The organism is Modestobacter sp. URMC 112 (assembly GCF_053502575.1).
In genome coordinates this window covers 3,504,043-3,519,562 of the sequence record NZ_CP199957.1, presented here as the reverse complement: position 1 = coordinate 3,519,562, position 15,520 = coordinate 3,504,043, and the positions used below count along the sequence as shown (strand labels likewise).

General features: G+C 76.0%; 11 protein-coding genes. 7 read left to right on the top strand and 4 right to left on the bottom strand.

The window, feature by feature from the left end:
• The first annotated feature begins 189 nt into the window (after positions 1–189).
• A complete protein-coding gene (gene holA, locus ACWIX6_RS16625; protein ID WP_448613543.1) occupies positions 190–1,200 on the top strand; it encodes a DNA polymerase III subunit delta in 1,011 nt (336 codons plus the stop codon).
• 25 nt (positions 1,201–1,225) lie between these two features.
• On the opposite strand, the gene ACWIX6_RS16620 is transcribed toward holA, so the two are convergent.
• Both ACWIX6_RS16620 and ACWIX6_RS16615 read right to left on the bottom strand, forming a co-directional pair.
• A complete protein-coding gene (locus ACWIX6_RS16620; protein ID WP_448613542.1) occupies positions 1,226–1,873 on the bottom strand; it encodes a response regulator transcription factor in 648 nt (215 codons plus the stop codon).
• The gene (locus tag ACWIX6_RS16615; RefSeq protein ID WP_448613541.1) at positions 1,864–3,582 is read right to left on the bottom strand and encodes a sensor histidine kinase; all 1,719 of its coding nucleotides are present in this window, start codon (positions 3,580–3,582) and stop codon (positions 1,864–1,866) included. Before ACWIX6_RS16615 ends, ACWIX6_RS16620 begins: the two co-directional genes overlap by 10 nt.
• Positions 3,583–3,818: 236 nt before the next feature.
• Between ACWIX6_RS16615 and ACWIX6_RS16610 the strand changes: the two genes are divergently transcribed.
• Positions 3,819–4,784: a TolB family protein gene (locus tag ACWIX6_RS16610; RefSeq protein WP_448613540.1), complete on the top strand. Its 966-nt coding sequence runs from the start codon at positions 3,819–3,821 to the stop codon at positions 4,782–4,784.
• A gap of 183 nt (positions 4,785–4,967) precedes the next feature.
• Here the strand turns inward: ACWIX6_RS16610 and rpsT are convergent, their stop codons facing one another.
• Entirely contained in the window at positions 4,968–5,228 is a 261-nt protein-coding gene (gene rpsT / locus ACWIX6_RS16605) for a 30S ribosomal protein S20 (RefSeq protein WP_448613539.1), read from the bottom strand.
• 144 nt (positions 5,229–5,372) lie between these two features.
• The gene (locus ACWIX6_RS16600; protein ID WP_448613538.1) at positions 5,373–6,335 is read right to left on the bottom strand and encodes a hypothetical protein; all 963 of its coding nucleotides are present in this window, start codon (positions 6,333–6,335) and stop codon (positions 5,373–5,375) included.
• Positions 6,336–6,412: 77 nt separating this feature from the next.
• Between ACWIX6_RS16600 and lepA the strand changes: the two genes are divergently transcribed.
• The 5 genes from lepA (at position 6,413) to ACWIX6_RS16575 (ending at position 15,516) form a co-directional block, all read left to right on the top strand.
• A complete protein-coding gene (gene lepA, locus ACWIX6_RS16595) occupies positions 6,413–8,257 on the top strand; it encodes a translation elongation factor 4 (protein ID WP_448613537.1) in 1,845 nt (614 codons plus the stop codon).
• The gene (locus ACWIX6_RS16590) at positions 8,254–8,910 is read left to right on the top strand and encodes an MOSC domain-containing protein (protein ID WP_448613536.1); all 657 of its coding nucleotides are present in this window, start codon (positions 8,254–8,256) and stop codon (positions 8,908–8,910) included. Before lepA ends, ACWIX6_RS16590 begins: the two co-directional genes overlap by 4 nt.
• A gap of 78 nt (positions 8,911–8,988) precedes the next feature.
• Complete coding sequence (locus ACWIX6_RS16585; RefSeq protein WP_448613535.1) at positions 8,989–12,612, top strand: BTAD domain-containing putative transcriptional regulator; 3,624 nt, start codon at positions 8,989–8,991, stop codon at positions 12,610–12,612.
• Positions 12,609–14,012, top strand: coding sequence for an FAD-binding oxidoreductase (locus tag ACWIX6_RS16580; RefSeq protein WP_448613534.1), 1,404 nt, complete (start codon positions 12,609–12,611; stop codon positions 14,010–14,012). Before ACWIX6_RS16585 ends, ACWIX6_RS16580 begins: the two co-directional genes overlap by 4 nt.
• Before the next feature lie 97 nt (positions 14,013–14,109).
• Positions 14,110–15,516 carry an FAD-binding oxidoreductase gene (locus tag ACWIX6_RS16575; RefSeq protein ID WP_448613533.1) on the top strand — a complete coding sequence of 469 codons (1,407 nt, stop codon included), beginning with the start codon at positions 14,110–14,112 and terminating at the stop codon, positions 15,514–15,516.
• The last annotated feature ends 4 nt before the right edge of the window (positions 15,517–15,520 follow it).

Here is a 15,520-nt window from a genome sequence, read left to right as displayed (position 1 = left end):
GGCGGTGGTGGGGAGGGCCGGGGACTGGGGAGTGGCCGCCCGCGGGGTCGACGACGTCGCCCGCGCCACGGCCGCCGGCGGGCCGTCGGACGCCGTCACCGCTCGGGTCCGTGGTGCGCAAGGGCGGCGGGGCGGGGGAGCGGGGCGAGCCGGCCGGGACGGTCGGTGCCCCGTGACACCATGGCGGACGTGGCAGCCGCACCCCCCGAGCCGACGTCCCACCTGCGGGTCGTGGTGGGGGAGGAGGAGCTGCTGCGCGCCCGGGCGGTCTCCGCCGTCCGCGCGGCGATCCGGGACCGCCACCCCGACGCCGAGGAGCACGAACTGGTCGCCGGTGGCCTCGCGGTCGGCGCGCTGGCCGACGTGCTGGCTCCGTCGCTGTTCGGCGGCCACCGGCTGGTCGTCGTGACCGGGGTGCACGAGGCGGCGACCGCGCTCGCCGACGCCCTGGTCGGCTACGCCAAGGCGCCGGACGCGGACCTGACGCTGGTGCTGGTGCACCCCGGCGGCAAGCGGAACGAGGCGCTGGTCAAGGCGTTCCGGTCCGCCGGCGCGGCGGTCGACGACTGCCCGAAGATCAGCTCGGCGGGCGAGCGGATCGCGTTCGTCCGCAACGAGGTCCGCCGGCTGGGCGGGCGGATCACCCCCGACGCGGTCACCGCCCTCCTGGAGGCCGTCGGGAACGACCTGCGCCAGCTGTCCTCGGCGGTCAGCCAGCTCGTCTCGGACTTCGGCGGCTCCATCGACGCCGAGGCGGTGGCCCGCTTCCACCGGGGCCAGGCGGAGGTCACCGGCTTCACCGTGGCCGAGCGGGTCCTGGTCGGGGACACCGCGGGCTCGGTGGAGATGCTCCGCTGGGCGCTGCAGCGCGGGGTCGCCCACGTGCTCATCGCCGACGCCCTGGCCGACGGGGTGCGCACCGCGGCCCGGGTGGCGTCGCTGAACAGCACCAACGTCGCGGACCTCGCCCGGACGCTGAAGCTCCCGCCGTGGAAGGTGAAGAAGGCGCAGAGCCAGGCCCGCGGGTGGAGCATCGACGCCCTGCAGCAGGCCATCGGGGTGGCGGCCGAGCTGAACGCCGACGTCAAGGGCGTCGCGGCCAGCGCCGACTACGCCCTGGAACGCGCGGTCCGCCGGATCGTGGCGATCCGCGCCGACTCCGCCCGCGGGCGCGACGCCCGGGTCCGCCCCGGCCGCTGAGCGCTCGCGCCGGCGAGGAGCCCGGTCAGCTGCCCCGGAGGAAGGTGAGGACGGCCAGCACCCGGCGGTTGTCGTCCGAGCTGGGTGGCAGGCCGAGCTTGGCGAACACCGCCGCGATGTGGGTCTCGACGGTCTTGGCGCTGAGGTAGAGCTCCCGGCCGATCCGCTGGTTGGACCGCCCCTCCGCCATCAGCCCGAGCACCTCACGCTCCCGCGCGGTCAGCAGGTCCACGGCGGCCGTCGTCCGCTGCCGGCCCAGCAGCCGCCGGACGATGTCGGGGTCCACCACCGACTCCCCGGCCACCACCCGGACCAGGGCGTCGTGCAGCGCGTCGCTGTCCTCCACCCGGTCCTTGAGCAGGTAGCCGACGTGGCGGGTGCCGGTCTCCAGCAACCGCGCGGCGTAGGCCACCTCCGCGTACGTCGAGAGGACCAGGATGCCCAGCGTCGGGTGCCGGGCGCGCAGGTGCTCGGCGGCGACCAGCCCCTCGTCGGTGAAGGTCGGAGGCATCCGGAGGTCCAGGACCACCGCGTCGGGCGGATCGGCCGCCACCGCCGGCAGCAGCTCCACCCCGGAGGGGACCTGCGCCGTCACCGTGACACCGGAGGCCTCCAGCAGCGTGGCCAGCCCGCGGCGGAACAGCGCCGAGTCGTCGGCGAGCGCTACCCGCACGGGATGCTCGCCGAGATCCGGGTGCCCGCCCCCGGCGGGCTCTCCACCACCAGCGTGCCGCCCAGCGCCGCCACCCGGTCGTACAGGCCGGTCAGCCCGCTGCCGCCCGAGGGCTCGGCTCCACCGACCCCGTCGTCGCTGACCTCGACGTGCAGCCGTTGCTCCGCCGCCTGCACCGTCACCCGCACCTCCTGCGCGTCGGCGTGCTTGGCCGCGTTGGTCATCGCCTCGCAGGCCAGGAAGTACACCGCGGTCTCCACCGTCGGCGGGAACCGGCCGGCGGGGACGTCGAGCCGCACCGGCACGGGGAGCCGCTCGGCGACCGACTCCAGCGCCGGCCCCAACCCGGCCTGGCTGAGCACCGCGGGGTGCAGCCCGCGGGCCAGGTCCCGCAGCTCGGCCACCGCGCACCGCAGGTCCGCCCGCGCGGTGTCCACCAGGGTCCTGGTGTGCTCGTCGGCCACCGCCGTCCGCACCACGCCGAGCTGCATGGTCAGGGCCAGCAGCCGCTGCTGCGCGCCGTCGTGCAGGTCCCGCTCGAGCCGGCGGCGCTCGGCCAACCCCGCCTCCACGATCCGCGCCCGGGACGCCCGCACCTGCTCCAGCTGCGCCCGGATGCCGGCCTGCAGCCGGGCGTTCTCCAGCGCCAGGCAGCCCGCGCTCACCGCCGCCTCCACCAGCCGGCCGTGCCGGGTCAGGCTCGGGTCGGCCAGCACCAGCGCCAGCCGGCCGCCGTCCCCGGTGCGGACCGGCACCACGAGGCGGTCGGGGGTGTCCTCGGCGGGCGGGTCCTCGACCGGCCGGCCGTCGGTGTCGACGTAGCCGTCCTCCTCGGGCACCCAGTAGAGGACCTCCAGCGCCGGGTCGCGCAGCGCCCGCCGCAGTCGGTCCCGGACCTCCTCGACCGTCGCCGCCCCGGACAGCCCGACGACGACGTCGGCCACCGCTCCCCGCTCCAGCCGGCGCCGCACCGCGGCCGCCGCGAAGGCGATCGGGACGGCCAGCAGCGCGACGGCGTGGACCAGCCGCAGGGTGGTCAGCGACTCCGCCGAGTCGGCCAGCACCTTGCCGATCCGGAAGCTGCCCAGCGCCACCCCGGCCGCGACGGCCCCGATGACCACGGGGACGAGCTCGCCGCGGTCCAGGCCGCGCGACCGCCGGACCTTGAGCACGAGCAGGACGACGAAGGTCGTCCCGAGGACCACGGCGCCGGCCCAGTCCACCGTGCGGATGACGGCCGCCGCCCCGGCGCCGAGGACCGGGTCCGGCCGGTAGGGCCGGTCGGCGAGGCTGCCCAGCGCGTCCATGCCCGGGGTCAGGGCCGACCCGAGGTAGACGACCTGCAGCCAGAGGAACAGCGTGAGGACGTAGACCCGCTGGAAGGAGCCGGGCAGCCGGGCCGCGGGGTAGCGCAGCAGCACCGTGGCCCCGGCCAGGACGTACAGCGGCGGACAGAACAGCGCGACGACCGACAGCGGCGGGCTGCCCCAGCCGTCGAGCCACACCCCGGACCAGGCGATGCCGGTCGCGGCCATCAGCAGGCCGTTGGCCCGCTGCTCGGCGTACTCGGCCAGCAGCGCCCCGGTCAGCAGGAACGCGATCGCCACGACCCCGTTGACCACCGCCAGCGCGGGACTCTCCTGCCACACCGGCCACTGGGTGACGACGGCCAGGACCGTGCCGCCGACCAGGGCCCCGACCCGTCCCACCGACACCGCCTCGCCGCCCCGTCGGGGACGGCCGGCCGCCGCCCCGCTCGTCGGCGGAAGTGTGGCGACCCGTCGCCGCGACGGCAAGGAACCGGGACGGCCCTGACCCCGATCGGGGGTTTTCCCCGATCCGCGGCGGGTCCGGGGTCGGCAGGCTCGTCCCTGCGCCGCCCGCTCCGGGCGCGCACCGAGCGCCCGGCCCGACGTCGGGACGGCCACCCGAGGGGACACCTGCCATGGCATCGCGTCGTTCCACCGCACTGCTCGTCTCGGCCCTCGGGGTCACCAGCCTGTCCACGCTGGCCTGCACGTCCGCCCAGGCCGCGACCGGCACCGTGCCGCCGTTCGTCTTCACCAGCGACCGCGACGGCGACCCGGAGATCTACGTGCGCGCGGCCGACGGCACCGTCACCCAGCTGACCGAGAACGAGGTGTCCGACTACGGCGCCGTGTGGTCCCCGGACGGCACGCAGCTGGCCTTCGTCCGCGGGCTGCCCGACGGCGCCGGGGACGACATCTGGGTCATGGACGCCGACGGAGGGGACCAGCGGCAGCTGACGGAGCCCCGGTTCACCGCCGACGGGGTGCCGGCACTGGACATGGCCCCGGCCTGGTCCCCGGACGGGGAGCGGATCGCCTTCGCGTCCACGCGGGACGGGGGCGAGACCGAGATCTACGTGATGGACGCCGACGGCAGCGACCAGACCCGGCTCACCGAGACCCCGCCCTACGTCACCGACCACACGCCGACCTTCTCGCCGGACGGGCGGTACATCGCGTTCACCTCGTCCCGGGTGCGCGACTCGAACCACGAGATCTTCCGGATGCGGGTCGACGGCACGGACGTGCGCCGCCTCACCCGGACCAAGGACATGGTCGACGACAACGCGCCGGAGTACTCGCCGGACGGGTCACGAATCCTGTTCAGCAGCACCCGGGGCGGCGGTGCGCACGACCTCTACACGATGAAGGCGAACGGCGGGGACGTGCGCCGGCTCGGCGGCGACCCGGGTCTCGTGGACGACGTCTTCGGCCGGTGGACGTCCGACGGCGGGCAGGTCCTGTACATGACCTTCGGCACGCAGGAGCCCTACCGGGACTCGGTGTGGGTCGTGGACGCCGACGGCAGCGACCGCCGGCGGGTCAGCGACGACTCCGCGAGCGACTCCCTGCCCGACCCCCGGCCGGCACCCCGCCGGTGACCGACGCCCGCGGCCCTGCCCCAGCCGCGGGAAGCCGGGCCGGTGCCCGTCGACCAGCAGGTCGGCGGGCACCGGCCCGCACCACGTCCGGCTCCTGACAAGACGGGCCCGGAACGCGACGAGCCCCCATCCCCGCACGGGGGAGGGGGCTCGTCGTCGGACGCCGGACGGCGTCCCGGCAGCTCAGAGGCCGGCGACCTTCTTGGCCAGCGCCGACTTGCGGTTGGCGGCCTGGTTCTTGTGGATGATGCCCTTGCTCGCGGCCTTGTCCAGCGCCTTGCCGGCGATCAGGAGGGCGGCGGTCGCGGCGTCCTTGTCCCCGGTGTCGGCAGCCGCGCGGAAGCGCCGCACCTGCGTCTTGAGGGCGGACTTGACCGCGACGTTGCGCTGACGCGCCTTCTCGTTGGTCTTGATCCGCTTCATCTGGGACTTGATGTTCGCCACGCGTGAGCCTCGGGTGTCTCGCAGGGAGGTGTACTTCTGACAGTGCTGCTGATGATCCAGCGTCCGCGACGGCAGGGCATCAGCGGACCGGTCTCACAAGATACCAGCCCCGCCCTGCCCGCCCGAACCCGGCGAACAGCCGGCTCAGCCGCCGGCCGCCACCCGGCGCTGCACCCACTCCAGCGCGGCGTCGTGGAACCGGCGCTGGAACGCCCGCAGGGTCGGCAGCCCCGGCGGCGAGGGCCGCCGCATGGTCACCGCCCACATGCCCGCCAGCCCGGCCAGCAGGTCGGTCGGGTCGCGCGGGTCCGCGGCGGCGACGGCGGGGAGGCCGGCCACCAGGGACTCCGGGTCGAGGTCCCCGTGGACGGCGACGTCCAGCGCCAGCAGCACCACGTCGATCCAGGCCGCGCCGCGGCAGGCCCAGGCCCAGTCGAGGAGCACCACGCCGCCGTCCGGGGTGAACAGCAGGTTGTCCGCCCGCAGGTCCAGGTGGACCAGCGTGTCCCCGGCCAGCCCGCCCCGCTGGGCCAGCCGGTCGGGCACCGCGGTCAGCCAGTCCAGGTGGTCGACCTCCCACGGGTGCAGGTCGGGGGGCGGCTCCGCGGCGAGCGCCCGCCAGCCGCTCAGTTCCGCAGACAGCAGCTCCGCCGACAGCCGCAGCCCGGGGAGGGGGCAGGGGGTGGCCAGCCGGGCGAACCGGTCGACGGCGGCCACCGCCCGGCCCGCCGATGTCGCCGTCCAGGGCAGCGGGGGAGGCGCGCCGTCCACCACCCCGAAGACCAGCGCCACCCACTCCTCGCCGTCGGCGGCCCACTCCACCTGCGCGCGGAGCCGCGGCACCGGCAGCGACGCCGGCAGCCCGGCGGCGACCGCCGCTTCGTTGCGCAGCAGGTCAGGGGTGTGCGGGTCCAGCGGCGTCCCGACCGCCTTGACGAACGCCGACGTGCCGTCGGCGCAGGTAGCGACGACGGCCGGACCGGGGGAGAAGCCGCCCCGGCGCGGTGACACCGCGACCACCGGGGACCCGATCGCCGCGTCGATCCGCGCACGCAGCCCGGCCGGCAGCTGGTCGTAGGGCAGCCGCGGACTGCCGGGGAGGGACATCGCCCCACGGTGCGGGACGGGCGTCGTCCCGGGCAATCGCTTTACCCCGGGACGGTCCGTGGGACGATGGGCGGACTGTGACTGCTCCCGCCTCCACCGACCCGGCCCTCATCCGGAACTTCTGCATCATCGCCCACATCGACCACGGCAAGTCGACGCTGGCCGACCGGATGCTCGAGGTCACCGGTCTCGTCGAGGGGCGCAACATGCGTGCCCAGTACCTCGACCGGATGGACATCGAGCGAGAGCGCGGGATCACCATCAAGGCGCAGAACGTCCGGCTGCCCTGGACCCCGCGGTCGGGCGAGGACACCGGCACGGAGTACGTGCTGGACATGATCGACACCCCCGGTCACGTCGACTTCACCTACGAGGTGTCCCGGTCGCTGGCCGCCTGCGAGGGCGCCGTGCTGCTGGTCGACGCGGCCCAGGGGATCGAGGCCCAGACGCTGGCCAACCTGTACCTGGCGCTGGAGAACGACCTGACGATCATCCCGGTGCTCAACAAGATCGACCTGCCGGCCGCCCAGCCGGAGAAGTACGCCGCGGAGATCGCGCACATCATCGGCTGCGACCCCGGCGACGTGCTGCGGGTCAGCGGCAAGACCGGTCAGGGCGTCCCCGAGCTGCTCGACCGGATCGTCCGGGAGATCCCCGCTCCCACCGGCGACGCGGGCGGCCCCGCCCGGGCGATGATCTTCGACTCGGTGTACGACATCTACCGCGGCGTCATCACCTACGTCCGGGTCGTCGACGGCAGGATCTCGGCGCGCGACAAGATCAAGATGATGTCCACCGGCGCCACCCACGAGCTGCTGGAGATCGGCGTGATCTCCCCGGAGCCCAAGCCGGTGGAGAGCCTCGGCATCGGCGAGGTCGGCTACTTCATCACCGGCGTGAAGGACGTCCGCCAGTCGCGCGTCGGTGACACCGTCACCCTGCAGCACAAGCCGGCCGCGGAGTCCCTCGGCGGCTACCGCGACCCCAAGCCGATGGTCTACTCGGGCCTGTACCCGATCGACGGCAGCGAGTACCCGCTGCTGCGCGAGGCGCTGGACAAGCTGCTGCTCAACGACGCCGCGCTGACCTACGAGCCGGAGACCTCGGCGGCGCTCGGCTTCGGCTTCCGGGTCGGCTTCCTCGGCCTGCTGCACCTGGAGATCGTCCGGGAGCGGCTCGAACGCGAGGCGGGCATCAGCCTCATCTCGACCGCGCCCAACGTGGTCTACCGGGTGGTCATGGAGGACGGCGCCGAGGTGACCGTGACCAACCCCAGTGACTGGCCGATGGGCAAGATCGGGACGATCTACGAGCCGATCGTGAACGCCACGATCATCGCGCCCAGCGACTACACCGGTGTGATCATGGAGCTCTGCCAGGGTCGCCGCGGTCAGCTGGGCGGGATGGACTACCTGTCCGAGTCGCGGGTCGAGCTGCGGTACACGCTGCCGCTCGGTGAGATCATCTTCGACTTCTTCGACTCGCTGAAGTCCCGCACCCGCGGGTACGCCTCGCTGGACTACGCCGAGGCCGGGGAGCAGGTGTCGGAGCTGGTGAAGGTGGACATCCTGCTGCAGGGCGAGGCCGTCGACGCGTTCAGCGCGATCGTGCACAAGGACAAGGCGTACAGCTACGGCGTGATGATGGCCGGCAAGCTGCGCGAGCTGATCCCGCGCCAGCAGTTCGAGGTGCCGATCCAGGCCGCCGTCGGCTCGCGGGTGATCGCCCGCGAGACGGTCCGGGCCATCCGCAAGGACGTGCTGGCCAAGTGCTACGGCGGTGACATCACCCGCAAGCGGAAGCTGCTGGAGAAGCAGAAGGAGGGCAAGAAGCGGATGAAGATGGTCGGTCGCGTCGAGGTCCCCCAGGAGGCCTTCGTGGCCGCGCTCTCCACCAACGAGTCGACCGCCTCCAAGAAGTGAGCGGCCGGGTCGAAGCGGTCTGCGTCTCCGGTGCGGAACTGCTGCCGCTGCCCGACCGGCGGCCCAACCGCACCGGCATCGACAAGCGGCCGGTCGGCGGCCGGGTCGCCGTCGGCCCGCTCGGTCTGGACGGCGACGTCCAGGTCAACCGCCGCCACCACGGCGGCGAGGGGCAGGCGGTCTACGCCTACGCCCAGGAGGACGCCGACTGGTGGGCCGCGGAGCTGGGCCGGGAGCTGCCGGCCGGCCGGTTCGGGGAGAACCTGCGGACGACGGGGCTGGACCTGACCGGCGCCGTCCTCGGTGAGCGCTGGCAGGTCGGGACGGCGCTGCTCGAGGTGTCCGCCTGCCGCATCCCGTGCGCCAACTTCGAGCGCTTCTGGGGCGTGCCGCAGCTGGTCAAGCGGTTCACCGCGCACGGCGCCAGCGGTGCCTACCTGCGGGTGCTGGAGCCCGGCGAGATCGGTGCCGGTGACGCGGTGCGGGTGGTGCACCGCCCCGACCACGGGGTCACCACCGGCCTGCTGTTCCGGGCCACCACCACGCAGAAGACGCGGCTGCCCGAGGTGGCGCCGGCGCTGCCCCACCTGCCGGTCAGGCAGCGGCCGAAGATTGCCGCGAGGATCGAGCGCCGGCTCGCCGCCACACGCTGACCGCCGCATGGAGGGACCCGCTCCGGGGCTCCCGGCGGCGGCGATCCTGGTCTACCTTTCCGCCCGGAGGGAGGCGCGGTGGACGGCACATCGCGGCTGCGGGTCGACCTGCTCGGTGAGCTCACCGCGTCCCGCGACGGACAGGCCCTGGACCTCGGCGGCCCCCGGCAGCGCGCCGTCCTCGCCCTGCTGGTGCTGGCCCGCGGCGAGGCGGTCCCGGTCGAGCGGCTGATCGACTCGGTGTGGGGCGACCGGCCGCCCGCGGACGCCGCCGGGGCGCTGCAGGCCTACGTGTCGCACCTGCGCCGCCGGCTGCAGCCGGGCAGCGCCGCCCGCACCCGGTCGCAGGTCATCGTGAGCGTGGGACGCGGGTACGCCGTCCGGCTGGACGCCGACGCCGTCGACGCCTGGTGCTTCGAGCGGCTGGTGGCCGACGCCGGCGCGACGCCCGACCCCGCGCGGGCCACCGCCGTCCTCGACCGGGCGCTGGCCCTGTGGCGGGGGCCGGCGCTGGCGCAGTACGCCGACGAGCCGTGGGCCGAGGCCGAGACCACCCGGCTGACCGAGCTGCGCGCGGTGGCCCGCGAGCGGCTGCTGGCCGCCCGGCTCGAGCTCGGCGAGGCGGCGCTGCTCGTCCCCGACCTGGAGGCGATGGTCGCCGAGGAGCCGCTGCGCGAGGAGCGCTGGCGGCTGCTCGCCCTGGCGCTGTACCGGGCGCACCGGCAGGCCGACGCGCTCGGTGCCCTCCGCCGGGCCCGCGAGCGGCTCGCCGACGAGCTGGGCGTCGACCCCGGGCCCGCCCTGCGCGAGCTCGAGCGGCTCGTGCTGGACCAGTCCCCGGCGCTGGCCGCCCCCCGGACCCCGGCCCGGGCGGAGCCGGCCGCGGCACCGCCGCCGGAGACGCCCGTGCCGCCGGCCGCGCCGCCGGCCGAGGACCTGTGGGACCGGGAGCGCGAGGTCGCCACGGTCGCCGCCGCGCTGGACGACCTCGCGGCGGGGCAGCCGCGGCTGCTGATCGTCGAGGGCCCTGCGGGCATCGGGAAGACCCGGCTGCTCGCCGAGGCCCGCCGGATGGCGGCGCAGCGGGGCCTGCGGGTGCTGTCGGCCCGCGGCAGCCAGCTCGAGCAGGCCTTCGGCTTCGGCGCCGTCCGGCAGCTGTTCGAGCCCGCGCTCACCTCCCCGGAGCAGGGCAGCGAGCTGCTGGGCGGCGCGGCGGCCAGCGCGCGGGGCGTCTTCGACCTCGCCGCGGGCGACCCCCCGGACGGCTCGTTCGCCGCCCTGCACGGTCTCTACTGGCTCGCGGTCAACCTGACCGCCACCGGGCCGGTCCTGCTCGCCGTCGACGACGTGCAGTGGTGCGACAGCGCCTCGCTGCGGTTCCTCGCCTACCTCGTCCGCCGGCTCGACGAGGTGCCGGTGCTGGTGGTGGCCACGCTGCGCACCGGGGAGGCGCACGAGGAGGAGCAGCTGCTCGCCGAGCTGGCGCTGGAGCCCACCGCGGTCGTCGTCCGGCCCCAGCCGCTGTCCCCCGAGGCGACCACCGACCTGGTCGCCGGCCGGCTCGGCCGGCCGGTGTCCCCGCTGTTCTCCCTGGCCTGCCAGCGCACCACCGCCGGCAACCCGCTGCTGCTGCGCCAGCTGCTCCGTGCGCTGGAGGGCGACCGGGTGCGCCCCGACGCCGCGCACGCCGACACCGTGGTCGCGGTCGGCTCCCGCGCGGTGTCCAGCATGGTGCTCATGCGGCTGCGCCGGCTGCCGCGGGACGCCCCGGCGGTGGCCCGCGCGGCGGCGGTCCTCGGGGACGGGGCACGGCTGCCCGCCGTCGCCGCGCTGGCCGGGCTGCCGGAGGACGCCACCGCGGCCGCCCTGGCGGTCCTCGCCCGCGCGGAGGTCGTCAAGGACGAGCAGCCCCTGGCCTTCGTGCACCCCCTGGTGCGGGAGGCGGTGTACCGGGACCTGCCCGCGGCGGAGCGGGCGCTGTGGCACGAGCAGGCCGCCCGGCTGCTGCGCGCCGGCGGGGCCAGCGACGAGCAGGTGGCCGCCCACCTGCTCCTCGCCCCGGTACGCGGCGACGGCGAGGGCACCGAGGTGCTGCGCCGCGCGGCCCGGACGGCGGCCGAGCGCGGTGCTCCCGACAGCGCCGTCACCTACCTGCGCCGGGCGCTGGAGGAGCTGCCGCCCGGCGCTCCGCGCTGCGACGTGCTGCGCGAGCTGGGCATGGTCGAGTCGCTGGTGGACGGCGCGGCGAGCACCGAGCACCTGCTCCAGGCCTACGAGGGGATGGCCGACCCGCGGGAGCGGGCCGACGTCGCCGTGGCGATCGCCCGGACGCAGGTGTTCGCCAGCCCGCCCGGCGCGGCCACCGCGTTCTCCCGGCAGGCCGCCGAGGCCCTGCCCGAGGAGCTCGCCGACCACCGGCAGGCGCTGCTGGCCATCGAGCTCGTCAGCGGCTACATGCACGCCCTCCCGCCGGAGCGCTGGCGCCGGCCTCTCCCCGAGCCGGACGGCGAGGGGCACGGCGCGCAGATGCTCGCCGCGGCGCTGGCCTACGACGTGACGATCGAGGGCGCCGACCGCGAGCGGGCGGTGCGGCTGGCCCGCTCCGCGCTGGACGGCGACCGGCTCTGGGCGGTGGACCACGGGCTCTTCTGGGTGATCGCCGCGATCATCCGGATGCTCGCCGACGACGACCTGGGGGACTTCTGGGCCCGGGCGCGGGCCGAGGCCCACGCCCGCGGCTCGTTGTTCGCGGTGCTCTCCACCAACCTCTGGCAGGGGTTCTGGCACTGGCGTCGCGGTGAGCTGGCCGAGGCCGACTCGTGCCTCACCAGCGCGCTGGAGGAGAGCCGGATGTGGGGCGGCTCGGGGGTGCCGCCGCCCTTCGCCCACGCCTTCCTGATCGGCTGCTCCCTGGACCGCGGCGACCTCGCGGCCGCCCGCGCCACGGCCGACGCGGCCGGCCCCGGCCCCGGCCTGGGGGACGGCGGCCGGCTGCTGCAGCACGCGGTCGCCCGGGTGCTGACCGCGGAGGGAGAGCACGAGCGCGCCCTCGCCGTGCTGGACGCCGTCCCGACGCCGATCCCGGTGCCCAACCCGGTGTGGAACCCCTGGCGGAGCACCGCCGCGCTGGCGCTCCACGGGCTCGGCCGCACCGGCGAGGCGATCGCCCTGGTCGAGGAGGAGGCCCGGCTGCTGCGCCGCTGGGGTGCCCCGAGCCCCCTGGGCGCGACGGTGCGGCTGCTCGGCGAGCTCCGCGGGCCGGAGGGACTGGCCGACCTGCGGGAGGCGGTCGCGCTGCTGGCGTCGACGTCGGCCGCGGTCGACCTGGCCCGCGCCCGCTGCACGCTGGGCGCGCGGCCCGAGGTGCCCGACGCCGAGGCGGTCCCGCTGCTGGTGTCCGCGGTGGAGGACGCGCACGCCCGCGGGGCGCTGGGGATCCGGGAGCGTGCCCGGGAGGCGCTGCGGGCGCGGGGCTGCCCGGACGCCGTCCGGCGGGAGGACGTCCGGTCTCCGACGGTGACCGAGCGCCGCATCGCCGAGCTCGCCGCGGGCGGGCGCAGCGTCCGGGAGATCGCCCAGCAGATGTTCCTCACCCCCGGGACGGTGCAGGCGGTGCTGGAGGCGGGGTCGGCCGACGGTCTCAAGTCCTCCTCAAGTCGGTCGGGGGACCCTCGGTCACTGGCAACCGGGAGGACCCTGTGACGCAGCAGCAGACCGGCACCGCCGCGCCGTCCCGGGCCGAGGGGCTGCGCGGGCTGTGCGGCGGCTCGGTGCAGCTGCCGGGTGACCCGGCCTACGACATGGCGCGCTCGCCGTGGAACCTGCAGATGCGCGACCACCCCGCCGCGGTGGCCTATCCAGCGTTCCCGGACGAGGTGGCCGAGGTGCTGCGGGCGGCGGCGGCGGCCGGGCTGCAGGTCGCCCCGCAGGGGACCGGCCACGGCGCCCCGCCGCTGGAGGGCCGGCTGGGCGACGCGGTGCTGCTGCGCACCTCGGCGATGACCGACCTGGAGGTCGACGCGGACCGCCGGACGGTCCGCGCCGGTGCCGGCGTCCTGTGGGGGGACCTGGCCGACGAGGCGGGCCGGCACGGCCTCGCCGCCCGGCACCCCTCCAGCCCGGACGTCGGCGTGGTCGGCTACACCCTCGGCGGGGGCATCGGCTGGTACGCCCGCGCCCTGGGCCTGCAGTGCAACGCGGTGACCGCCGTCGAGCTGGTGCTGGCCGACGGGACCTCCGTCCGGGCCACCGCCGACGCGGACGCGGAGCTGTTCTGGGCGCTGCGCGGCGGGGCCGCGCCGCTGGGCGTGGTGACCGCCCTGGAGTTCGAGGTGTTCCCGCTGGAGACGGTGGTGGCCGGGGCGCTGGCCTGGGACTGGAGGGCGGTGGAGCAGGTGCTGCCGGCGTGGGTCGCCTGGTGCGCTGACGCCCCGGAGGCGGCGACGACGGCGTTCCGGCTGCTGGACGTCCCGGCCGACGAGGCGGTCCCGGCGCAGCTGCGCGGCCGGCGGATCGCGATGGTCGACGGGGCGGTGCTGGGCGACGACGCCTCCGCCGCCGAGGTCCTCGCACCGCTGCGGGCCCTGCGCCCGGAGTTCGACACGGTCGCCCGGGTGCCCGCGGCGTCGCTGGTGCGGCTGCACCTGGACCCGGAGGGGCCCACGCCCGCCTACGCCAGCAGCACGCTGGTCTCCGGGCTGCCCGACGCCGCCATCGCCGGCATCGTCGACGCCGTGGGCCCGGGCTCGGGCACCCGGCTGGCCGCGGCGGAGCTGCGCCAGCTCGGCGGCGCGCTGGCCCGGCCCGACCCCGCCGGGGGCGCGCTGGCCGCACTCGACGGCCAGTTCCTGGCGCTCGGCCTGGGCCTCGGCGGCGGGGACGACGTCGCCTGGGCGCAACAGCGGGAGGACGCGGCCCGCTTCCTGTCCGCCGTCGAGCCGTGGGCGACGGGACGGCAGTACCTGCCGATGCTGGACGCGCGCACCGACACCCGGAAGGTCTTCCCGCCCGGGGTGCACGCCCGGCTGTCCGCCGTCCGGCAGGCCGCCGACCCCGGCAACCTGTTCGTCGCCGTCCACCACGCCGGGACCCCAGGGACCTGAGACCGGTTGAGACGGGGCCCTCAAGGTCCTCGCAGCTCCCCGGCAAGCAGCCGGGCGCACGGTTCCTCCGTCAGATCCACCCCACCTGGAGGACACCGTGACCCTCACCCTCGACGCCCCCGTCGCCGTCGACCCGACGATCGCGTTCGACACCCTGCGCGCCGAGCTGACCGGCACCCTGCACACCCCGGACGAGCCGGAGTACGACGCCCTGGTCTCGCCGTGGAACCTCGCCGTCCCGATGCGGCCGGCCGCCGTCGTCGCCGTCCGCACCGCCGAGGACGTCGCCGCCACGGTGCGCTTCGCCGGCGCCCACGGGTACACCGCCGGCGTGCAGGCCACCGGCCACGGCGCGGAGCAGTCCCTCGCCGGCCACCTGCTCGTGGTCACCCGCGGCCTCGACGAGTGCACCGTCCACCCGGAGGAGGCGTGGGCCCGCGTGGGCGCCGGGGTGAAGTGGGCCCGGCTGGTCGCCGCCGCGGCTCCGCACGGCCTGGCCGGGGTCAACGGCTCCACCACCGACGTCAGCATCGTCGGCTACACCACCGGCGGCGGCGTCGGCCCGATGGCCCGCACCTACGGCATCAACGCCGACCGGGTGCGCGCCTTCGAGGTCGTCACCGGCGACGGCGTCCTCCGGCGGGTGACCGCGGAGCAGCACCCCGACCTGTTCTTCGCGCTGCGCGGCGGCAAGGGGGCCGCGGGCATCGTGACCGCGATGGAGCTCGACCTGGTCTCCCTGCCGACCTTCTACGGCGGGGCGGTCTACTTCGACGCCGCCGACGCGGCCGCGGTCATCGACCGCTGGCGCGGCTGGGCCGACGAGCTGCCCGAGCTGGGGACGACGTCCTTCGTCATCTTCCAGCTGCCGCCGCTGCCCGGGATCCCGGCACCGCTGGCCGGCCGGATGACCCTCGGCGTGCGCTTCCTCTGGACCGGGGACCCGGACGAGGGCGCCCGGCTGCTGGACGAGATCCGCGACGTCGCGCCGGTGGTCCTGGACGACGCCTCGCTGCGGCCCTACACGCAGATCGACGCCGTGCACGCCGACCCGGTCGACCCCATGCCGGTCGTCGACCCGGCGGTCCTGCTCGACGGCTTCCCGGCCGAGGCGGCCGAGCGGCTGCTGGCGGTGGCCGGCTACGGCTCGGGCTCGCCACAGGTGCTGGTCGAGGTGCGGCACCTCGGCGGCGCGTACGCCCGCGAGGGCGCCCACCCCAGCGCGTTCGACCACCGGGCGGCCCGGTTCAGCGTGCTCACGGTCGGGATGGCCATGGACGAGGCCTCCGCCGCGGTCTCGCTGGCGCACGCCGCCGAGGTGTTCGCGGCGCTGGGCGACTGGGACACCGGCGGGGTCTGGCCGAACTTCGGCATCCCGCACGACGCCGTCTCCGCCCGGCGGAGCTACAGCGAGCAGACGCTCGCCCGGCTGCGCGAGGTCGTGGACACCTACGACCCGCAGGGCGTGCTGCAGGCCGGGGCGTACACCCGGGCGGTCGCCTGACCCT